The 22721-nt window shown below is 43.9% G+C and carries 18 protein-coding genes; 8 read left to right on the forward strand and 10 right to left on the reverse strand.

The annotated features are described in order from the left end of the window. Nucleotides 1–17 precede the first annotated feature (17 nt). The 3 genes from VB073_RS15145 to VB073_RS15155 all read right to left on the reverse strand — a co-directional run bounded on the left by VB073_RS15145 (nucleotide 18) and on the right by VB073_RS15155 (nucleotide 3410). Complete coding sequence (locus tag VB073_RS15145) at nucleotides 18–341, reverse strand: hypothetical protein (RefSeq protein WP_323405029.1); 324 nt, start codon at nucleotides 339–341, stop codon at nucleotides 18–20. 62 nt (nucleotides 342–403) lie between these two features. Next, nucleotides 404–2023 (reverse strand): OstA-like protein, encoded by a 1620-nt coding sequence (locus VB073_RS15150; RefSeq protein ID WP_323405030.1) that lies wholly within the window; start codon nucleotides 2021–2023, stop codon nucleotides 404–406. 19 nt (nucleotides 2024–2042) lie between these two features. After that, complete coding sequence (locus tag VB073_RS15155; protein WP_323405031.1) at nucleotides 2043–3410, reverse strand: peptidylprolyl isomerase; 1368 nt, start codon at nucleotides 3408–3410, stop codon at nucleotides 2043–2045. A 300-nt stretch (nucleotides 3411–3710) separates the two neighbouring features. Here VB073_RS15155 and VB073_RS15160 point away from each other — a divergent pair, with 300 nt between their 5' ends. Both VB073_RS15160 and VB073_RS15165 read left to right on the forward strand, forming a co-directional pair. Further along, nucleotides 3711–4769 carry a glycoside hydrolase family 18 protein gene (locus tag VB073_RS15160; RefSeq protein ID WP_323405032.1) on the forward strand — a complete coding sequence of 353 codons (1059 nt, stop codon included), beginning with the start codon at nucleotides 3711–3713 and terminating at the stop codon, nucleotides 4767–4769. Beyond that, a complete protein-coding gene (locus VB073_RS15165) occupies nucleotides 4766–5587 on the forward strand; it encodes a ThuA domain-containing protein (RefSeq protein ID WP_323405033.1) in 822 nt (273 codons plus the stop codon). The genes VB073_RS15160 and VB073_RS15165 overlap by 4 nt, the downstream gene beginning before the upstream one ends. A gap of 65 nt (nucleotides 5588–5652) precedes the next feature. Here VB073_RS15165 and ppdK read toward each other — a convergent pair whose 3' ends face one another. The 5 genes from ppdK to ileS form a co-directional block, all read right to left on the reverse strand. Beyond that, nucleotides 5653–8373 (reverse strand): pyruvate, phosphate dikinase, encoded by a 2721-nt coding sequence (gene ppdK / locus VB073_RS15170; protein WP_323405034.1) that lies wholly within the window; start codon nucleotides 8371–8373, stop codon nucleotides 5653–5655. 105 nt (nucleotides 8374–8478) lie between these two features. Continuing rightward, nucleotides 8479–9399 (reverse strand): DUF4296 domain-containing protein, encoded by a 921-nt coding sequence (locus VB073_RS15175; RefSeq protein ID WP_323405035.1) that lies wholly within the window; start codon nucleotides 9397–9399, stop codon nucleotides 8479–8481. Then, a complete protein-coding gene (locus VB073_RS15180) occupies nucleotides 9386–10066 on the reverse strand; it encodes a lipoprotein signal peptidase (RefSeq protein ID WP_323405036.1) in 681 nt (226 codons plus the stop codon). Before VB073_RS15180 ends, VB073_RS15175 begins: the two co-directional genes overlap by 14 nt. A 96-nt stretch (nucleotides 10067–10162) precedes the next feature. Continuing rightward, complete coding sequence (locus VB073_RS15185) at nucleotides 10163–10543, reverse strand: TraR/DksA family transcriptional regulator (protein ID WP_323405037.1); 381 nt, start codon at nucleotides 10541–10543, stop codon at nucleotides 10163–10165. Nucleotides 10544–10593: 50 nt separating this feature from the next. Next, nucleotides 10594–14010: an isoleucine--tRNA ligase gene (gene ileS / locus VB073_RS15190; RefSeq protein WP_323405038.1), complete on the reverse strand. Its 3417-nt coding sequence runs from the start codon at nucleotides 14008–14010 to the stop codon at nucleotides 10594–10596. Nucleotides 14011–14214: 204 nt separating this feature from the next. On the opposite strand from ileS, the gene VB073_RS15195 reads away from it, so the two are divergent. The 3 genes from VB073_RS15195 (at nucleotide 14215) to VB073_RS15205 (ending at nucleotide 17395) form a co-directional block, all read left to right on the forward strand. Continuing rightward, nucleotides 14215–15138 (forward strand): endonuclease/exonuclease/phosphatase family protein, encoded by a 924-nt coding sequence (locus VB073_RS15195; RefSeq protein ID WP_416349561.1) that lies wholly within the window; start codon nucleotides 14215–14217, stop codon nucleotides 15136–15138. 75 nt (nucleotides 15139–15213) lie between these two features. Beyond that, complete coding sequence (locus VB073_RS15200; protein WP_323405039.1) at nucleotides 15214–16371, forward strand: FN3 domain-containing metallophosphoesterase family protein; 1158 nt, start codon at nucleotides 15214–15216, stop codon at nucleotides 16369–16371. A gap of 169 nt (nucleotides 16372–16540) precedes the next feature. Further along, a complete protein-coding gene (locus tag VB073_RS15205; protein ID WP_323405040.1) occupies nucleotides 16541–17395 on the forward strand; it encodes an endonuclease/exonuclease/phosphatase family protein in 855 nt (284 codons plus the stop codon). Between the two features lie 109 nt (nucleotides 17396–17504). Here VB073_RS15205 and VB073_RS15210 read toward each other — a convergent pair whose 3' ends face one another. Continuing rightward, nucleotides 17505–18701 (reverse strand): pyridoxal phosphate-dependent aminotransferase, encoded by a 1197-nt coding sequence (locus tag VB073_RS15210; protein WP_323405041.1) that lies wholly within the window; start codon nucleotides 18699–18701, stop codon nucleotides 17505–17507. A gap of 234 nt (nucleotides 18702–18935) precedes the next feature. Further along, on the reverse strand, nucleotides 18936–19082 hold the full coding sequence (locus VB073_RS15215) for a hypothetical protein (protein WP_323405042.1): 147 nt from the start codon (nucleotides 19080–19082) through the stop codon (nucleotides 18936–18938). Nucleotides 19083–19712: 630 nt separating this feature from the next. On the opposite strand from VB073_RS15215, the gene VB073_RS15220 reads away from it, so the two are divergent. From VB073_RS15220 to VB073_RS15230, 3 genes are all read left to right on the forward strand, one after another. Then, entirely contained in the window at nucleotides 19713–20453 is a 741-nt protein-coding gene (locus VB073_RS15220) for a hypothetical protein (RefSeq protein WP_323405043.1), read from the forward strand. Nucleotides 20454–20583: 130 nt separating this feature from the next. Then, nucleotides 20584–21147 carry an RNA polymerase sigma factor gene (locus VB073_RS15225; RefSeq protein WP_323405044.1) on the forward strand — a complete coding sequence of 188 codons (564 nt, stop codon included), beginning with the start codon at nucleotides 20584–20586 and terminating at the stop codon, nucleotides 21145–21147. Between the two features lie 4 nt (nucleotides 21148–21151). Further along, on the forward strand, nucleotides 21152–22471 hold the full coding sequence (locus VB073_RS15230) for an outer membrane beta-barrel protein (protein WP_323405045.1): 1320 nt from the start codon (nucleotides 21152–21154) through the stop codon (nucleotides 22469–22471). Nucleotides 22472–22721 lie beyond the last annotated feature (250 nt).

Genomic DNA, 22721 nt, shown 5'->3' on the forward strand with positions numbered 1-22721 from the left:
ATATCTCCACAATCTAACTAACGTAAAACCCAGAAATAAAAGAGGACGAAAAGCAACAACAGTATGATGATGAGCAATCCGTTATTGGCAAAATAAGACCTGTTGGCTCGACCTTCATTCTCTTTGCGTTTCTTCAGATGGTGCGTGCGGGAAACAAATTCGACCTTAAAATCTTTTTTTTCAGCTTTCTTCTCTTCCGGTAACACACCCATCTCCCTTTTTATCTTCTCAATCCTGTCTTGCAAATTCTTCTTGCGTTCCTCCTCTTCGGGATTGTACAAGACAGGCTTATAATTGAATTTGCCCGGTTTCCTGTTATTGTAAAAAAAGAAAGCAGCCATAAAGAAAAACTGTTCGGTTCTCACAAAATAAAAATCTCCTCCAGAAATGCAATCACGCCAGACTACAGCGTGATATCTTCCCGCTGGAAGGGTATAGGACCCGATTCTTTATTATCTTCACTGCGCCGCTCATTGCTGCGGAATATATCTTTAGGGCCGGTAGGACGCAGATAATCGAGCCAGACAAATCCTTTCAAGCGAGTATCTTCGGGTTGTAACAAGGGTAGAGGAGTTATAACTCCTGTAGTCTGCGAATACGTTTTTAATTTTGTAATCTTATTATTCTCCGTATTTATCTCCAGATAAGCACTCTCCATCTTGTTCAACCCGATAACAGTGCTGTCCTCTTCCTGTATCGCATAATACAACGAAACAGCATCCCCTTCCACAAAGATATGATAGAGTTTTCCTTCCCGAAAGGAAGCAGTCATATCCCTACCGCTCAATTGATTGAATTGATTATCTTCCATTCTATCCTGGACGGAAAATGCATAATCCCTCACAAAAGCTTTTTCCATGGTGGAATCGTTCAGGAGAATATCGATCCGGTTCCCCAGTACCTGATTATTATCGCTCCATATCACGGGGCGACCGGTCATATAAAGCATAGAGTCCGCCGAGGAATAGTGTAATGAGTCGCACAGGCCCTGCATATCGGAACGATAGAATCGTACTCCGTAATAGGCCTTCACTTCACGATATATCGAGTCGGTTGCCATCGTGAGCGTATCACCATGAATAAACAGGCTGTCACTCTGTGAATAGTCGACGGCATACGCCATACCGGTAGCCATCCCGTATTCGGTCTTCTCTTCATAATAACCATAGTTCCCCCGGAGGATAGCCTTTTGCGCCTTGTCTTCGAGGAACATATCGCCAAACACCTCTCCGATACCTGTCCGACGGTTATAAAGGATGGTATCACCGATAAGCACTTTTGTGCCGTCGTTACTGTACACTTCGGAACGGTCGAGCAGTTTGGAATCATCCGTCTGGGTGTCATACCATCCTCTGCTCGTGTGCACGTAGCCACTGTCGGATACGATGCGGGAAGGCCCCAGAATATCTGCCATCTTCGACTCGGTATTGTATTTTAAGGTATCGGCGAAGATCGTGTAGTCTTTATTGACCAGTTTAACGCTGTCGCTAAACAACGCCTCTTTGGTGTCAGGACTGTACTGCCCCCAGTAGGAAGTAAGTTCGTTTTTTTCATCTACCAGCATACCTCCATCAAAATAATAACCAAGGTTAGCTGCCCGGTCGTAATCGAGGCTATCGGTGAAGAGAGTCGCGGTGCGATCCTCCATCCTGATATTGTCTCTCAACCGTGCAAGCTTTGTGTTACCGTCATAATGCAGATAATCGCCATAGACGAAAATAGTGTCGCCCTGTTCCATCCTCACATTGCTGAACGCTTCAAAGGTGTTGCTTTCCCGAAACAAGTAAGCACTGTCGCAATACATGAATGCCCCCTGATGATAGAAGACCACATTCCCGCTAAAGATCATCGCTTCAAAGCCTTCTCTTTTAGATCCCAGGTCGGCCTGCTTCATTTCCACAATTTCGACCGGCCCGGTTGAGGCGGATTGTGGAGGAGTTTGCTGCCCATACGTCAACGCCGTGACGAACAACAACAACCCCGGCAGAAATAGCCTAAAAGATTGCAAGCTTACTCCTTTCATTGCTATATGATGAAAACTGTTACTTGAGCCACCCTTTGTATTTATACTCACAACCTTGCCATTGTGGGTCTATACGTACATAAGTTTTCCTGATCTTATCCTGCAGCCACTCATCCACGAGTTCTTGCTGCTTGGCACTCTCGGCCATCTGTTTAATGATCTGATAATCGTTATTGATATTTGCCTTGTGCCCTTCGTTGCGCTCCTTAATTTTAATGATAGCTGCAACCCGATGCCCATTGTCATTGATCATCACAAACGGTTGGGACATCTCTCCCTTTTTCATCTCACCGGCAATCTTGGCAATATCCTGATTCAACTCGTTCAGTGGAAAACGGGGAGTACCTCCATAGATACTATTCCTCATGTTCACCATGATCCCCTTGTTATTACGGGTATTTTTATCGGCTGATAAATAAGTGGCCGCATCATCAAATGAGATCTTGTTTTCAATGATCTTGATCCTGATGGAATCAAGATGGACCATCGCCGTATCAATCGACTCCTGGGGTGCTTTAGGCCTCAACAGTATGTGTCGGAAATTAACCATATCGCCTCGTCGTTCAATCAACTGAATAATATGAAATCCATATTCAGTCTCCACCACATTAGAGACCTTAGCGGGATCAGTCAGCGCAAAGGCAACATTCGCAAACTCAGGCACCAAACCTGACTTATTTGAAAATCCATATTCCCCGCCCCTCAACGCAGTTCCCTCATCTTCGGAATGCAACAAGGCCAATGTAGAAAAGCTACTCTTACCACTGGTGATTTGCTCGGTATAATCACGCAGTTGGGCCTTCACTCTATCGATTTCCGACAAGGGGATTTCAGGCTGAGCCGTAATAATCTGCAGTTCTAGCGTGGTCGGTATAAAAGGTAAGCTATCCTGGGGGAGACTGTTAAAATACTTGCGGATCTCGGAAGGGGTCAATTTCACATCCCCAAAATGTTTCTGTTGCACAGTTTCAATAAGCTGTTGCTCACGATATTGCCCACGCAAATCTTCCCGTATGCCTGCAATATTCTTACCCCAATACTCTTCGACTCTTTCCACGGAACCGACGGATGCGATCATCTCATTGATTCTATACTCAACTCCACGGGTTACCAGCGATTCCTGTACCTCAATACTATCGAGTTTTGCCTGATCGAGAAAGAGTTTCCTGATAGCCAACTGCTCGGGAATAAAACAATAGGGATCACCTTCGATGCGTTGACTATTCATCAGAATCTCCTTGCGGAATTCTTCCACTTCCGATTTCAGGATGGCTTCATCGCCAACAACCCACACGATCTCATCGATAACATTATTCTGAGCCATCATCAAAAAGGGGGTGGTTGACAATGCTATAAGAAAGAGTAATATCTTCACTGAATACTTCATATGATTAATGTGCTAATATGCTAATGTGCCAATATGCCAATGTGAGATTGTTTAATCGTTGAGTTATAAAATCCTGCATCCGACATCCTAAATCATAAATCTCACATCGTACATTCTGGGAGTGTAAAAGTAATGATAATCCCCATAGTAGCAAAATAGTTTGATGGTTAAAAGTAGTTATATTGGGAGAAGCACGGGGTTACCGATTTTAAAAATTCAACAACTTTTTCAATTCCTGTAAAATTTCTTTTTGTTTTTCTTTTTATTTATAGATATTTGTCCTTTTAATATGCTTGAAAGATGAAAACAGCCTTAAAAGAGATTTACTTTCTATTGATATTACTGTTCGTCATTTCCTGTTCGTCAGTAACATCAACCGTAGAGAAGTCCGATGAACCGTCAAAAATTATCGTAGCATATGTGACTTCCTGGAGTTCGATTATTCCGGACCCGGCATATATGACCCACATTAATTATGCTTTCGGGCATGTAAATGATTCGTTCAACGGAGTGCGCATCGACAATCCAAACCGACTAAAGCAAATTGTTTCCTTAAGGAAAGAGAATCCTTCACTGAAAGTGTTACTGTCGGTGGGAGGATGGGGCAGCGGACGATTTTCCGAGATGGCTGCCAGCGCACAAAACAGACAACAGTTTGCCGAAGAGTGCCGGAAGGTTGCAACAGAATTCAACCTCGATGGTATTGATATTGACTGGGAATATCCCACAAGTTCTGCGGCTGAGATCTCTTCCTCACCCGATGACACAAACAATTTCACCCTTCTTATGAGGGATATAAGAAATGCGATTGGAAAGGAGAAGCTCCTGACGCTGGCATCCGCAGCCTCCGCCGAATACATCGACTTGGAAGCGATTGACCCGTATGTGGATTTTGTAAATATCATGGCCTACGATATGGCTTCCGCTCCCAAACATCATTCGGCATTATACCGGTCTGAAAATAGCGGTTACCTTACATCCGACGAAGCTGTAAAAAGACACAATGCAGCAGGATGCCCAACACGCAAACTGGTTCTGGGTATGCCATTCTACGGCCGCGGAGGAAAAAACGGGATTCCCAATTTCATCGATTATAAAAATATTGAAACGCTGACAGGTGTGACTACTCATTGGGATGAAAAAGCACAGGTTCCCTATCTTACCGATTCAACCGGAGAGTTTGTCTGTGGTTTTGACAATCCACGCTCACTGGAAATCAAATGTCAATATGCAAAAGAACAAGGATTACTGGGTGTGATGTATTGGGATTATGACGGAGATAATAAGGCGGGAGACTTGCGGAAAGCGGTTTATAAGGCGATAATGAACGACAAGACAAGAGCAGGGAAGAGTATATGAAGAACTTAACCATTAAATTCCTTTCGGGACTATTTATCCTGACATTATCAGCTTTTGAATTAGATGCTCAAATACCCGGGAATTATCCTGCCAATTATGCTGGTGCGCCACGATTCAAGGCACTGCTGTATTACACCGAATATGTTGAGCAAGCACATGTGCAATTTGCCAAACAAGCTGTCGAGTTTTTTAAAAGACTCAATTACGGAAATGGATATATCCTTGACGTAACGACCGATCTTTCGGGATATGACTATGAAAGGCTGAAAGAGTACGAGATAGTCGTCATGCTGAACGCCCATCCCAATAAGAAAACCGAACGTGATACATTTGAAAAATATATGGAAAACGGAGGGGGATGGATGGGATTCCATGCCGCTGCATACAATGATAAAAATACGAACTGGCCCTGGTTTTTGAAATTCATCGGAGGTGGGGTCTTCTATTGTAACAACTGGCCTCCACAACCGGTATTGATTGAAGTAGACAATCCATCTCATCCTGTCACGAAGAACCTGCCTGCATCATTTGTGGTGCCCGAGAGCGAATGGTACCAATGGAATCCAAGCCCACGCAAGAATAAAGAGGTTGAAGTGCTGGTATCGATCTCTCCAAAAAATTATCCGTTAGGGATAAAAGATATAGTGAATTTTGGTGATTTTCCCATCGTGTGGACCAACAGAAATTACCGGATGATTTACCTGAACATGGGGCATGGTGACAACGAATTTACCGATGCTACTCAAAAACTGTTATTCATCAATGCATTCCGTTGGGTATTAAGCCAAAATAAAAAAGGAGACCCTTTCAAAAAGTGAGCAGGAGAAAAACAAACAGAGACGCCGTGAACGGCGTCTCTGCAAAAATATAATCCTTTCCGTTATTACCCTTCAATGGCTGCCTGGGCTGCCGCGAGACGCGCGATAGGCACGCGGAACGGAGAACAGGAAACATAGTTAAGACCTACCCTGTGACAGAATTTAACCGACGATGGTTCACCACCATGCTCTCCACAGATACCACATTTGAGCGTAGACTTGACTTCACGTCCTCTCTGTACTGCCATGCTGACAAGCTGCCCTACCCCATTCTGGTCGAGCACGGCAAATGGATCATGTTTCAGGATTCCCTTATCAATATACATCGGCAAGAACTTGGCCACGTCGTCGCGGCTATAACCGAATGTCATCTGGGTAAGGTCATTCGTTCCGAAAGAGAAGAAATCGGCTTCGGTGGCAATCCGGTGAGCAGTAAGTGCTGCACGCGGGATTTCAATCATCGTACCGATCTTGTATTCCACGGAGTCGTTCTGCTCTGCAAACACTTTTTGAATAGTATCTTCGATGATATCTTTCTGAGCTTTAAACTCATAAACGATACCAGTGAGAGGAACCATGATTTCAGGACAAGCTTTCACGCCCTCCCTTTTCAGCTCAAGGGCAGTCTCGATGATAGCACGCGCCTGCATCTCGGTGATTTCTGGATAGAGGTTTCCGAGGCGGCAACCACGTAAACCGAGCATCGGATTCGATTCCAGCAATCCTTCCACTCTCTCGTGAATATCTTTGTAGGATATACCCATCACCCTGGCCATCTCCATCTGTCCTTTTTCATCATGCGGTACAAACTCGTGCAACGGCGGATCGAGTAGACGAACGGTAACGGGCAAGCCGTCCATCGCCCTGAAAATTCCGGCAAAATCCCTCTTTTGCAAAGGGAGTAATTTCTCCAATGCTTTGCGGCGTCCATCTTCATCCTTAGCGAGAATCATCTCACGCATGGGAATGATCTTGTCTTCTTCGAAGAACATATGTTCAGTACGGCACAGACCGATACCTCTCGCACCGAAATCACGAGCTACCTGGGCGTCACGCGGAGTATCGGCATTGGTTCTCACATCCAGGCGCGCATACTTATCAGCGATTTCCATCAATTCGTTGAAATCGGCATCCAATTCTGCATCCTGGGTTTGTATTCTGCCTTCATAGACAAGTCCGGTAGAGCCATCCAGAGAAATCCAGTCTCCCTCTTTCAGTTCCTTGCCGTTGATGGTCATGGTACGTTCTTTATAGCTGATCACTACGTTGTTGGCGGCGGACACGCAACATTTACCCATCCCTCTTGCCACTACGGCTGCGTGGGAAGTCATCCCTCCACGGGCCGTCAGGATTCCCTGAGCGGTAGCCATACCGCGTAAATCTTCGGGTGATGTCTCAATACGGCAAAGGATCACCTGTTTTCCTTCCTTGCTCCACTCTTCAGCCTCATCGGCATGGAACACAACTTGACCGGTAGCCGCTCCCGGAGAAGCCGGCAAACCATTGGTCAACGGTTTTGCCTGTGCAAGCAGTTTCTTGTCGAAAACCGGATGGAGCAGTTCATCCAACTTCTCTGCATCGCACCTTTTCAGGGCGGTTTTTTCATCAATATATCCCTGATGGAGCATATCGATAGCAATCTTCACCATTGCCGCACCGGTACGTTTTCCACTACGGGTCTGCAACAACCAGAGCTTACCGTCCTGAATGGTGAACTCAAGGTCTTGCATATCCTTGAAATAATCCTCCAGTTTCTGCTGCACTTCAATCAGTTCTTTTGCACACTCGGGCAGAGCCTCTTCGAGTGAAGGATATTTTGCAGCACGTTCATCTTCGGAGATACCCTGAAGCTTCGCCCAACGACGTGATCCCTCGATAGTAATCTGCTGCGGAGTACGTACCCCTGCAACCACATCTTCTCCCTGCGCATCGATCAGGTATTCACCGTTGAAAATATCTTCTCCTGTAGCAGCATCACGGGTGAAAGCAACTCCCGTACCGGAAGTCTTACCCATGTTCCCGTACACCATAGCCTGCACGTTGACAGCAGTACCCCACTCTTCGGGTATATTATTCATTTTACGATAGAGGATCGCACGTTCATTCATCCAACTGTCGAATACGGCACACACGGCACCCCACAATTGATCCCAGGGATCTACCGGAAAATCATTGCCGGTATTTTCTTTTACAGACGCCTTGAATCTTTTGACAAGTTCTTTCAGGTCGTCGGTACTAAGATCGGTATCCAGCTCAATTCCCTTCGCTTCCTTCACCTGATCCATGATCTCCTCGAAAGGATCGATATCTTCCTTACTTTGTGGCTTCATCCCCAATACTACATCCCCATACATCTGCACAAAACGGCGATAGGAATCCCATGCAAAACGTTCATTACCCGATTTTTTAGCAATCCCCTCCACGGCATCATCATTCAGACCAAGATTCAAGACAGTGTCCATCATTCCCGGCATAGATACCCGCGAACCTGAACGGACAGATACCAAGCAGGGATTTTCCTTGTCACCGAATTTAGTTCCCGTTAATCCTTCAATTTGTAACACGGCTTGCTCAACTTCTCCTTTGAGAAGATTCACCACGTAATCTCTACCCAATTCGTTATATTCCGTACAGACTTCAGTGGTAATGGTAAAACCCGGAGGAACGGGGACACCTATTAAATTCATTTCGGCAAGGTTAGCACCTTTTCCACCAAGCAGATTCTTCATATCTGCCCGCCCTTCAGCAGCACCATTCCCAAAGGTATAAACTCTCTTTTTTTCCATTTGATGTTAAGTTACTATAAGTTAAATATGAAATTTCTGCAAATATAACAATTTATCTAAAATATAAGTCATTATGACAGATTACTTTTCTCTATGAAGTTTTTTTCATTCCACCTGCCTTATGGAATCCTTCTTGCCCTGTAGTATGGAATCGGGCTTTAAAGGTTTTGCCTCAACCAATTTGGTAAGCTTCAAGGTATCACTATCTAATGGCTCTCCCTCAATACTATCCGGTACCATCTTTAAAGTGTCTGTTTCTAAAAAGAGAGTCCGGGCATGCAACGATATATTGTATAGCTGAATATGAGGTATCACACCGGTCGAATCATGCAAATGCACAAAACCCGTGATTGTGTTAAGTGTATCGCCAGTAATATATTTCGATCCGGTGAGTTCGTATGTTTTATTTTCTTTTATTTGCTCATACCTATAAATGGTGGTATCGGCATATATTAATGTTAATAATGATGTAAAAGATGAAGAGAAGCGGGGAGGAATACCTATTACACTGAATGTAAAAGCAAAATCATCTCCTTCAATTTTGGAAGAGATATCGGGAGAATCCAATCGGAAGCGGAATCCCCTTATCGTATTTGGCATAGAGAACGCATAAAAAGGAGGAATATAAGAATCCTGCAACAAGGACTGATTTGTCTGATTTGCTTGATTTTGTGCCACCAGGGCTTCAACCTCCTGACGGGTCCGCTGCAACCGTACTTTCACCGAATCGTTCATCTTCAGATAAATATTGATTCTGTCGGAGTACCACGCCAGCGAACTGTCCCATTGAGCCGGACTAATTTTATGTTCTTTGAATATTTTATGAATATATGCCTCTTTCTTTTCCGGGGTATTAAAATTGGCGTAATCGTTTTCCATGGTTGCTTCAGCGATATACACATCATACATCAGCCGCTCCATCTGCTTCCTGCCCAATACCTCCTTGGGACGATTCTGGCAGGAGTAGGCCAGTCCGCCTATCAGAATGAGCAGGAACAAATATGAAACGCTTTTATAATTCTTCACCTCCGACTTGCTGTTCTTGTTTTAATCTATCCAGTTTTTCACGCTCACTCTTCGAGAGCAATGAATAGGAGAATGCCCCTCTATAAAAAATCAGGATAAGGATAACTCCTACGGTAATAGCCGAGTCGGCAACATTGAAGATAAACCGGAAGAAAAGAAATTCCTCTCCTCCCAGAAAGGGCACCCAATCGGGGTATACGCCACTTATCAGCGGGAAGTAGAGCATATCTACTACTCTCCCATGAAGCAGGGAAGCATATCCTTCACCCCAAGGCACAAAAGAGGCCACATGCCCCTGGTAGCTTGGTTCAAAAATAACACCATAGAAAATACTATCTAAAATATTTCCTGAAGCACCCGCCAGGATCAGCGCCCAGCAGGCAATAAATCCGGTCTTGTAATTCCGCTTTATCAACATCGACAGATAAATGATTATAAAAATAACTGCGATAATACGGAAGAGCGAGAGAAATAATTTCCCTCCCGCTTCAATACCGAATGCCATCCCGGGATTTTCCACAAAATGGATCTGGAACCAATCGAAAATATAAATGGACTCCCTCAATTCCATATGCGTTTTTACCCATATCTTGGAGAGTTGATCGACCAGGAGCACTGCTACTACAACGGCAATAGCAATCCATCTATTTCGTGTACTATTCTTCATAGATTTTCTTTTATTACAGGCATAGAAAGCCTGAGAGGAGTATCGCCCCTCCCTTTAACTCTCACAAATACCAGCCACTTCTTCATCGGGAAGTAATTATTTTTTCTTTTGCGACTTCGCCTCGATGCTCAATGTGGCATGTGGTACCGCACGAAGACGTTCTTTCGGAATCAATTTACCAGTTTCGCGGCATACACCATAGGTTCCGTTCTCAATACGTATCAATGCAGCCTGCAGATTCTGGATAAATTTCATCTGACGCTGGGCCAGCCTTCCCGCCTCCTCCTTGGAGAGAGTGGATGCACCTTCCTCCAACACTTTATAGGTAGGAGAGGTATCTACCGTATCGTTCCCGTCGGCATTAGTGACAGCAGCACGATAATTTTCATACTCCTGTTTGGCTATCTGCAATTTTTCATTGATAATAGCACGGAATTCTTCCAATTCCTCGTCTGAATATCTCGTCTTTTCGCTCATAATATATATCGTTGTTTATTTTGCAAATATACGCATAAATCATATAATTCTCAACTGTTCTTCATTATGCTGATGGTGAGCGGCTCATCATCGATCTCAATTTCATCTTCAAGCCGTTCATTCACAATAACGATCTCATCGGCCAGCACCTGATTCCTGATATAACCGGCATTATGGATGAAGGCTTCATCAAAAGCAGCATGAGCCGAAATCCTGACAGTGATGCGATCGGTGATCTCGAAATCTTTCGCCTTACGCAAATTCTGTATCCGGTTTACCAACTCGCGGGCAATCCCCTCTTCCTTGAGTTCATCAGTGAGGGTGATATCCAACGCTACTGTCAACCGCCCCTCATTGGCTACCAACCATCCCGGAATATCTTCGGAGATGATCTCCACATCATCGAGCGTTATCACAGCCTCCTGCCCCTCCACAGTTACACTGAACCGGGCATTCTTTTCCAGTTCCTGGATCTCTGCCGGTGTCATTCCCTGAATCCTTGGTGCAAGCTGTTTCATTATCTTTCCATAGCGCGGTCCCAGTTTCTTAAAGTCAGGTTTTACCCGTTTCACCAATATATCACTGTCCGTATCGACAAATTGCAGTTCCTTCACATTCACTTCGTTGAGTATCAGCGACTCAACAGCCTGGATATTTTTCTTCTGCTGGTCATCCACTACAGGGATCATAACCTTGGATAACGGCTGGCGTACCTTAATATTTACCTTACGGCGTAATGACAATACGATGGATGAAGCTGTCTGAGCCAGATACATCTGCTCCTCGAGAGGTTTATCGATCATCAAATCATCCCATTGGGGAAATTCGGCCAGGTGCACCGATTCAAACTGTTCGCTGCCGGTTGCCGAGGTCAGGTCAAGATAAAGCCGGTCGGCATAAAAGGGGGCAATGGGTGCCATGAGCTTTGCCACGGTCACCAGGCATTGATACAGCGTCTGATAGGCAGACAACTTATCGTTAGTCATCTCTCCGCCCCAGAAACGTTTACGATTGAGACGTACATACCAGTTGCTAAGATGATCATTCACGAAATCAGCGATAGCACGTCCCGCTTTGGTTGGTTCGTATGCCTCGTAGCTTTGGTCCACCTCTTTTATCAACGAATTGAGCATGGAGAGTATCCATCGGTCGATTTCGGGCCGCCCTTCGAGAGCCATCTGCGTATGTTGATCGCGGAAATCATCCACGTTGGCATACAACACAAAAAAAGAATAGGTGTTATAGAGTGTACCGAAAAATTTACGGCGTGCTTCCTCCACTCCTTCGATGTCGAATTTCAGATTCTCCCACGGTGCAGCATTGGTAATCATATACCAGCGAAGCGGGTCGGACCCATGTTTGTCGATGGTTTCGAAGGGATCCACCGCGTTGCCCAACCGTTTCGACATCTTATTACCGTTTTTATCCAACACGAGTCCGTTGGATACCACGTTCTTAAAGGCGACACTTCCCTTTACCATCGAGGCGATGGCGTGCAGGGTATAGAACCATCCACGTGTCTGGTCGACTCCTTCGGCGATAAAATCTGCCGGAAATATTTTCTGAAACTCTTCTTCCCCTATATGAGGATAAAATACCTGAGCAAAAGGCATTGCGCCACTGTCAAACCAGACATCGATCAGGTCTGTCTCCCGTTTCATCGGCTTACCGCTATCGGATAGCAGCACGATATCATCTACATAAGGACGGTGCAGGTCTATCTTATCATAGTCCGGCTCCTGATTTACGCTCAACTCCATTCCTTGCCATGGGAGCTCTTTCATCACACCCGCTTCTATCGCTTTCCGGATCTCGGCAAAGAGTTCTTTCACCGAACCGATACATTTTTCTTCTTTTCCATCCTCTGTACGCCACACCGGAAGGGGTGTACCCCAATAGCGGCTACGGCTCAGGTTCCAGTCCTGCAGGTTTTCAAGCCATTTACCGAAACGGCCGGTACCGGTAGATTGCGGTTTCCAGTTGATGGTGTTATTGAGTGCTATCATCTTATCTCGACATGCCGTGGTGCGGATAAACCAGCTATCCAGCGGATAGTATAATACCGGTTTATCGGTACGCCAGCAGTGCGGGTAATTGTGCACCTGCTTTTCTATACGGAATGCACGGTTTTGTTGCTTGAGCATGACCGAGAGATCTACGTCGAGCGTGGCATCGTCGTCGGTGAGCGAGTCGTCGTACGCATTTTTCACATACCTGCCGGCATACTCACCATAGAGATCAGTATTTACATTGTTTTCTACAAATTCGGGATCAAGATCTTCCAGACGGAAGTACTTTCCGGTGAGGTCGACCATAGGACGCTGATTCCCTTCTTTATCAGTAAGGGTCAGACCAGGAACATCGTACTCTTTGCCCACTTTCGCATCATCGGCACCAAACGTAGGTGCTATATGCACGATACCGGTTCCATCATCGGTGGTTACGAAATCACCCGTCACCACTTTCAGACCGTTATCCGACACCTTCACCCAGGGGATAAGCTGCTCGTATGCAATACCTTCCAATTCGGCACCTTTCCAATCCTTATCGAGTACACGGAATGGGATATTTTTATCGCCAGGTTTATAATCATCGAGTGACAGTTCCGCATTCTTCGCGGGGAAGTAGTTGTTCACCAAATTCTTAGCCAGTACAGCAGTCATCGGCTGGCTGCTGTAGGGGTTATAGGTCTGTACCGCTACATAGTCGATTTTAGGTCCCACGGCTAATAACACATTGGAAGGCAGCGTCCATGGCGTGGTAGTCCATGCCAGGAAGAAGGGCTCCCCGAACTCACTCCACTCAGACAACGGGTTCCTGATTGGGAATTGGGCTGTACAAGTAGTATCCTTCACATCGCGGTAACATCCCGGCTGGTTCAGCTCATGCGTACTCAGGCCGGTACCGGCAGCAGGCGAGTAGGGTTGTATAGTGTACCCCTTATAGAGATATCCTTTTTGATATAAATCCTTCAGCAGATACCATAGCGTTTCAATATAACGATTGTCATAGGTAATGTAAGGATCACCCATATCTACCCAGTATCCCATTTTGCGGGTGAGTTCCTCCCATTCCCGGGTATATTTCATTACCTCGGTACGGCATGCTGAATTATACTCTTCGACCGATATTTTTTTCCCGATATCCTCCTTGGTGATTCCAAGTGATTTTTCCACACCCAGTTCCACGGGTAATCCGTGCGTATCCCATCCGGCCTTACGGTTTACCAGAAAACCTTTCATCGTTTTGTAACGACAGAAAATATCTTTAATGGAACGTGCAATCACATGATGGATGCCCGGCATCCCATTAGCCGACGGTGGTCCTTCATAAAACACGAAAGGCGTATGTCCCTCCCGTGTTTCCAGACTTTTCCTGAAAATCTCTTTCTCATCCCAGGTTTTCAACATCTCCCTATTTATTTCCGAGAGGTCTAAATGGCTATATTCCGGAAATTTCTTATTCATTGTCAATGAAATTTATACCACACAAAAATTAAGGTGCAAAGGTAACAATAAAATGAGAAATGGCAACCGAAATCACTCCTCTCTTTATTCTATAAATATAACGGTTTTATTTGCGTTTGAAAGAACAATATTATAATTTTGCCCCTGATATTCACCCTGTATTACCAGCCGTTTCATGCGACTACATACATAAGACAATACAACATGAATAAGAAAATTGTTATCTTCCTGGCCATAATATTTCTGGTTGCATCATCCGGATGCTCTTCCATACACCAAATGACCGTGGCTTCATATAATGTGCGCTATGACAACAAAGGCGACGTTGAAAAAGGTAATGGCTGGAAAAACCGTTTCCCTGTCATCACCCAAATCATTCTTTATAATGATATTGAAATATTTGGTGCCCAAGAGGTATTGGATCACATGCTGCACGATATGCTCGACAATCTGCCGGGATATAAATATATCGGCGTGGGACGCGACGACGGGGAGACAAAAGGTGAATATGCCCCTATATTTTACAAGAGCGAGCGTTTCGAATTGCTGCACTCAGGCAATTTCTGGCTCTCTGAAAATACCGATTATCCCAACAAAGGGTGGGATGCGGCACTTCCCCGAATCTGCACCTGGGGCGAGTTTAAAGACAAAAAGAGTAAACTCCGGTTTTATTTCTTCAATCTACACCTCGATCACGTAGGGGTAGTTGCCCGTGACGAGAGTTCCAAACTCGTACTGAACAAGATCAAAGAGATATGCGGCAATGCCCCTGTCATTCTTTCAGGGGATTTCAATGTAGATCAAACAAATAACAACTACCATATCCTCGCCAATTCAGGCATCCTGAAAGATTCATATGAAACTGCTCAATTCCGCTTCGCACTCAACGGTACTTTCAGCGCTTTCGATCCCGACCTGAAAACGGACAGTCGTATCGATCATATATTTGTCTCTCCCTCTTTCACCGTAGAGAAATATGGTATCCTCACCGATACCTACCGTTCGCAAGTCAACGATAGCATTATAAGGAAAGGAGATTTCCCGAAAGAGGTAAGCCTGAAGGGATACATGGCACGCATGCCGTCGGACCACTTTCCAGTAAAAGTGAATCTCTCTTTCAAAAAGTAATCTTATCCCTTCCCCGGCAAAAATATCATGAGTTTAAAAATCGTGAGTCGGGATTACCATAAAATATATTATGATATGAGAACAAACTGGTTATTAATTTTCTTTTGTTTACCGATTTTCCTTTTCTCTCAGGGAATACAGATAACAAACGGCCCATACTTACAACGGATAGGAGAGAATGAAGCAACTATTATCTGGACCACCAACAATGATGCTATATCCTGGCTCGAACTGGCTCCTGCCGGAAATGACAGTTTTTATGCTACAGAAAGACCCCGGTATTACAACACGTCTCATGGCAGCCGGGTAATAGGCAAACTACACCGCATTACAGTGAAGGGTCTTTCACCAGGAACGGAGTACCGTTACCGTATCTTTTCGAAAGAGGTGACCGGTTACGCGGGACACCAGGTACTATACGGCACCATCGCCTCATCTAACGTATATAGCAGAAAACCTTTTTCTTTCACCACGCTGGATAAGAATAAAAAAGCATTCTCTTTCCGGGTAGTCAACGATATCCATGGCAAAGCCGATAATTTACTGGCCATGCTGAAAGATGTAAAAAAAGAGAATACCGATCTGGTTATCTTTAACGGCGATATGATCTCAACCCTTAACGATGAAAAAGAGATTTTCACCGGTTTTATGGATACTGCAGTAGAACTGTTCGCCAAAGAGATCCCGATTTTTTACACCCGGGGAAATCATGAAACCCGTGGAAGGGCAAATACCAGGCTGTACGATTATTTCCCCGGTAGCAACGGACATTTTTATTTTGCATTTCGCCACGGCCCTGTATTCTTTCTGGTACTCGATAGCGGAGAGGATAAACCCGATTCCGACATTGAATATTCGGAATTGTCTCAATTCGACAACTACCGGGATGAACAAAAGGAGTGGATTGAAACGGTGATTGCTACACCCGAATTTCAATCGGCCCCCTTTAGGATCGCTATCATGCATATTCCGCCTTCAGGAACGACTTGGCACGGCACACAGGATGTCGCCCGAAAATTCCTACCTTTGTTGAATAAGGCCAATATCGACATAATGCTGTCAGGGCATACCCACAACTATAAATATATTGATAAAGGAGATGATCAGAACATCCATTTCCCGGTCCTGATCAATGATGATGAAACCTATCTTGAAATATCCGTAAATTCCCAAATAGAGATATTACAGAAAGATATGTCGGGTAAAACAGTGAACAGGCATGTAGTCAAGTAGTGGACAGGTGGTTAGGTGGATAGGTGCCATGGTTCTAACAATCTAAATGTCTTGGCTCTAATAATCTATAAGTCTTGGTTCTAACAGTCTTGGTTCTATAAGTCTTGGTTCTATAAGTCTTGGTTCTATAAGTCTTGGTTCTATAAGTCTTGGTTCTAAAAAAAAAGTTATGAAGAAATTATTAATTCTGGGGTTATCCCTTATGACAATGATTACAGCGAGTGCCGAAATTAATCGCAAAAAAGAGTGCAATCTGAGGGTAGCCTCATTCAATCTGAGAATGGACACTCCCCACGATGGGGAAAACGTCTGGGCCAACAGGAAAGAGATGGTAAAGAGTCTGATCAGATTCCACGACCTGGATATCATCGGCACCCAGGAAGGATTTAAGCATCAGTTGGATGGTATACTTGAACTCAAAGAGTATGCCTACGTGGGCGGTGGACGCGACGATGGGAAAGATGCGGGAGAACATTCGGCCATCATCTACAGGAGAGATCGTCTCGAACTATTAGATAATGGAGACTTCTGGTACTCTGAAACGCCGGACGTACCCGGAAAAGGATGGGATGCCACCTGCTGCAACCGTATTTGTTCATGGGCAAAATTCAAGGATAAAGTGTCGGGCAAAAAGTTCTTCGTATTCAACTCCCATTATGATCACGAAGGAAAAATAGCACGCAAAAATTCCTCATTACTACTGATGAAGAAGATTGAACAGATCGCGGGGAACAATCCGGTATTTGCCACGGGTGACTTTAATGCGACTCCCGATGATGAACCCATTCAAACCATCTACAACTCAGGCAAACTCAATGACTCCTATCTTGTAACACAAGAGCCTCCTTACGGAACAGAAGGCACTTTCAATGCATACAGGCTGAATTCCGCAATGAAGAGCAGGATCGACTATATCTGGGTTACCAAGGATATCACGGTAAAGAAATATGGAGTACTCAACGAGATGCCATATGGTAAATTCCCTTCCGATCATTTTCCTGTAGTAATTCAGGCGAAGATGTAACAGAGCCGACAAATTCCCCAACATAAAAAAGCCCGGCTGATTTCACAATCAAACCGGGTTATTTTATGTTTACCTCTCGTAAATCGTATGCTTTACTACGAAAGCAACCTTATGATAATTTTTCCAGTCCTTTTTTGATACGGGTAGCTGCTTCGGCAATATTCTCGTCGGAAGTAGCGTACGACAAACGGATGCATCCGGGTGCACCGAAAGCATCTCCTCCCACACAGGCTACATGAGCCTCTTCCAATATATACATGGCTAAATCAGTAGCCGTCTGTATCGCTTTTCCATTATATGACCGTCCAAAGTAACTTGAGCAATCGGGGAAGATATAGAAAGCACCCATCGGGTTGTTCACCCTCAGTCCCGGAATCTGTCCCAGTAGTTCTACGATAAGATTCTTTCTCCTTTCAAAAGCTATCCGCATCTCAGCTACACAGGATTGATCTCCGGTATAGGCAGCCAAAGCTGCTTTTTGAGAGATGGAAGAGGGACCGGAAGTGTACTGTCCCTGCAGCATGTTACAAGCCGATGCAATCCATTGCGGTGCTGCAATCCAACCGATACGCCAGCCAGTCATGGCATACCCTTTCGATACTCCGTTTATCACCACTATCCGGTCGCGGATAGTGCCGAACTGAGCAATCGACTCATGTTGCCCGATATAGTTGATATGTTCATAGATCTCATCGGAGATCACGTACACTTGCGGATATTTTTCCAGGACAGCGGCAAGGGCAACCAATTCATCTTTAGTATATACACTACCGGTGGGATTCGACGGAGAACAGAGGATCAACGCTTTGGTCTTGGGTGTAATCGTCTCTTCCAGTTGCTGTGGTGTGATTTTGAAATTCTGTTCGATCCCGGCGTAGACAAACACCGGTGTTCCTTCCGCCAGCTTAACCATCTCAGGATAGCTGACCCAGTAAGGAGCCGGGATAATTACCTCTTCATCCTTATCCACAATGGAAAGAATAACATTACACAACGACTGTTTTGCACCACCGGAGACCACAATTTGAGCGGGTGTGTACTCCAGTCCGTTTTCAGCTTGCAACTTCTCGCAAATCGCTTTCCTCAAATCGGGAAATCCCGGCACGGGAGAATAAAAAGAAAAATTATCGTCAATTGCTTTCTTGGCCGCTTCCTTTATATGCTTGGGAGTATTAAAGTCGGGTTCGCCCACACTCATATTGATCACATCAATGCCCTGCGCTTTCAGTTCATTGCTTTTTTGTGCCATCGCAAACGTTTCAGAAGGCGATAAGGCAGTCAATCTTGCTGATAATAAATCTTTCATAAATTGCAATAAATTTGAACTTTTTGTTAGATAACGAGGGCAAAGATAATAAAAAATACACGATCAAGCGAGGTTAACTATTATTTTTGCATCTGACACAGGCCTTCAGGAAAGGCACAAAAAAAGGCTGTATTTAACAGCCTTCATTTATATATATTGGTTGAAATAAGTATTCAAAACAAAGCTTTCATAATCCCTTTTGGATTACTCAGCTTCAGACAACAGTCCGTTTCATTAGCTTGCCATACGCAAGCTTGCTCTCAAAGTTCTGAGTCTGTTTACCCTGTTTGCACGGTATATGGCAGACCCGTTTGAGATGTTCTGCTCCAGATACTTGATCTGTGACAGAATTTCTTCTTTGGTTAGGCTTTTGATAGTCATAATTTTCTTTATTAAAAGTTATGATTTATCGGCAACCGTTTTAAGAAAAGCCTTTTTCAGTAAATAATTGATAACCTAAAAAATAATTTCAAATAACTCGCTTGCCATTTAAATCGATGCAAAGATACTACGAAAAACATGTTATACAACATATTTTTGATAGATTTTTGCAAATTAAGATAGAAAACGTCTATTCTATCATGAAAAAGAGCTGATTTTACTAATCTTTTCAATGAATATCCAAAACGAACGGATAATGACTAAACAACTTTCCACTGATAACAGTCAAAGTATTGCTGATTCTTGAAACTAAAATTGCCAAAGATGATAACTGGCCCGAACAAGAAGTTTGAATTGAAGTATTTATAGAAAGGGAATTAAAGTGCTATTAGAAAAACAGGCGACCATTACCGAAGAAAACCGCTACGAAAAAGGAAAAGCCAATTTTCGGAAAAGATTGAATGTCAAAAATCAAACAACCCTATGGACTATTTCGCCGCTCATCTAAATAAAATCGGTGATTTTTTGTTAAATAAATTGGTCTGATGCAAGGTTTCCATATTTTCAGGATTTACTATCTATAGAAAGCGAGCAATATAAAATGTATAACAATTTATCAATAGTAAAATTATGAAGACTAAAAAACCACTTTTATTGGCAGGAGGTCTGCTTTGTTCCCTCCTTTTATTTCAGTCATGTTTAAAAGATGATTCCCGTGAATACAGTTATTGGCCGAATGCCCTTGTGACAGTCAAACCAGTCGACGACAACGCCGTTTATCTGCAATTGGATGATAAGACAACATTGCTGCCTGTGAACCTGGCAAAACATCCATTCGATTCAAAAGAGGTGCGTGCATTGGTGAACTTCGAGGAGGTCAATAAACCCAGTGGCATTTATAGCAAAGCCGTACATATAAACTGGATTGACAGCATCCGGACAAAACCGATGGTCCCAAATCTGGGAGACGGAAATATTGCTGCATACGGGAATGATCCGGTGGAAATCGTCAGGGACTGGGTAACACTTGTCGAGGACGGTTACCTGACCTTACGCTTCAGAACCATGTGGGGAGGATACCGGGATAAGATCCATTATGTCAATCTTGTAGAAAGTTCCGATCCTGAGAAACCATATGAACTGGAATTCAGGCATAATGCTTCCGACGACCTGTATGGAAGAATGGGAGATGCTCTGGTAGCATTCAAGCTCGACAAATTACCCGACACGAATGGCAAAACAGTGAAGTTGAAACTGAAATGGAGATCATTCAGCGGAGAGAAATCAGCAGAATTTGATTATAACTCCAGTGCTACATCACCTGTCCAGTCAACCGTATCCTACCAAAGAAGTGAGATTAATGTAAAATAATGAACAACATAGACAAAAACGGGATATCTGTGTCTGTAAAATAAAAAAGTTTTTTACAACCGGAATAATGACGAGGTTGTACCTTTGTGAAATGGTACAACCTCTGATATAGAAAGTTTTTTTGATGTCAATGTTAAACGAGAAAGAAAAGGAGCAAGAACTACTGAGAAAGATCTTATCTGGCGATATCATTGCCATGAAAGAATTCTATACTAATTACTCTGGGTATCTCACCACAGTATGCTCCCGCTATATCTCTAACAGGGACGATGTAAAGGATATTTTACAGGAAAGTTTTATAAAAATATTCAAGTCAATAGCCAATTTCAGATATAAAGGAGTGGGATCTCTAAAAGCATGGAGCAGTCGTATCGTAGTGAATGAATCATTGAAGTTTCTCAAAGAAAATGAGAGGTTGAATATCATCGATAGCCCGATAGGGGATTTACCGGATATTAGTGAAGAAGAGGAACCTGACATTGAACAGATTCCAACATCCGCCATATTGGAGATGATCCGTGCCCTTCCGGTGGGATATAGAACAGTGTTCAACTTGTATATATTCGAAGAGAAAAGTCATAAAGAAATTGCATCGATATTGAATATTACGGAAAATACCTCGGCATCACAGTTGCACAGGGCTAAAAGTATTTTAGCAAAGCAGATTAATGAGTACAGATCTTTAAAACAATGAAGTCATGAATAGTCAGTGGTCGGATAATCTGCGAAAAAGAATGGAAGCCCATGACGCTCCTTCTCCGGATGGATTATGGGAGGATATTGAGCAGATCGTAACCAAAAAACTCCCTTTCCGGACGGTGGGACAGATTGCTCAATCCCCATCAGGACAGAAAAAGAAGCTGTTGTGGACCAAAAGGATCGGTGCGGTAGCCGCCATCCTGGTGGTACTACTTCTTGTTGGCGATTTTTTCCTGAAAGAACACACCCCGCACTCTCCGGCAATTACCCAGAGACCGGAAGGGGAACACAAATCGGGGAATAACCTCTCTCCAGATCACGATATTGAGGAGATTCTTCTCACGCAAAAAGGAAATCATGAATCCTTCCCTGATAACAATATGGTGACTTCCACTACATCCGTCTCTACAGCATCTACAGACAGAGAAATGGACAATCTCTTTATCGAGAGGGAAGAGGGCGAGCCTCACAGTGGAGACTTACTTGAACGTCCCGAAGAAGAATCCGATAGAGAGGGAAAAGTGACCGATAGGGACACTATGTCAAGAGACCATCATCACGATTATCCTATTTCTGAACCCAACACCCATTATCCGATAGTTACACGGCGGAACCAATCAGTACGGTGGCAGACAAGTCTCTATGCATCAAATACCTCAGTGGGCTCTTCAAAGACATACAACGGTTACAGAAGTTTTTTATCCGAAGAAGTTGCTGTAGGAAAAGACGATATGGTACCACTTTTGGTAAAAAATCCGCATGAAGGTATTGTTGCAGCAAACAAAGAGAGTACGGTCCATACTGAGACAAAACATAAACAGCCCGTAACGGTGGGAGCTTCCATAAAATATAAATTAGACGAAAAATGGAGTCTTACAAGCGGATTGACATATACCCTATTATCCTCGCAACTCCGGTCGGGCAGTGGCAGTCATTATTATATCAGTGAACAGACCCTGCACAATATCGGTATCCCCCTGAACATTCACTATAATCTCTGGAAGGGCAGGGATGTATCAGTCTATGTATCCGGAGGAGGAATGGCTGAAAAGAACGTCTCCGGCAAATTAAGCACCGATTATATTGTGAATGACAAGCTTGAATCCACCGGAAAAGATAATATATCCATAGACCAGTTGCAATGGTCGCTCAACACCTTGGTTGGCATAGAGTATAATCTTTTTCCAAAAATAGGATTGTATGCGGAGCCGGGGGTGATCTATTACTTCAGAAATAGAAGTGAAGTCGAAACAATCTATAAGGAAAAGCCGGTAAATATCAATCTCAGGGTGGGCCTCCGTTTTTCACTGGGAGAATAGATAAAATCCCTGTAAGTTGTTATCTTACAGAGATTTTATATGTTTTGCGGAGACGGAGGGGTCTCGTTCGAACACCTAACTCCTCTTCTAAATTATTTCAATAACATTAAATAATGCGAATCAGTAGTTGAAACTGTTCGCGAGTTTATATAGTTAAAGTATTTAAAATCAATGAAATAAACGTGCCGGATATTTGCTCAATCCGCTGGAAATCATTAACTTAGAAGAATAATCCCCATTATTTTTCCAG

Origin of the sequence: Proteiniphilum sp. (genome assembly GCF_034927365.1) — a bacterium.
Lineage (GTDB): Bacteria > Bacteroidota > Bacteroidia > Bacteroidales > Dysgonomonadaceae > Proteiniphilum.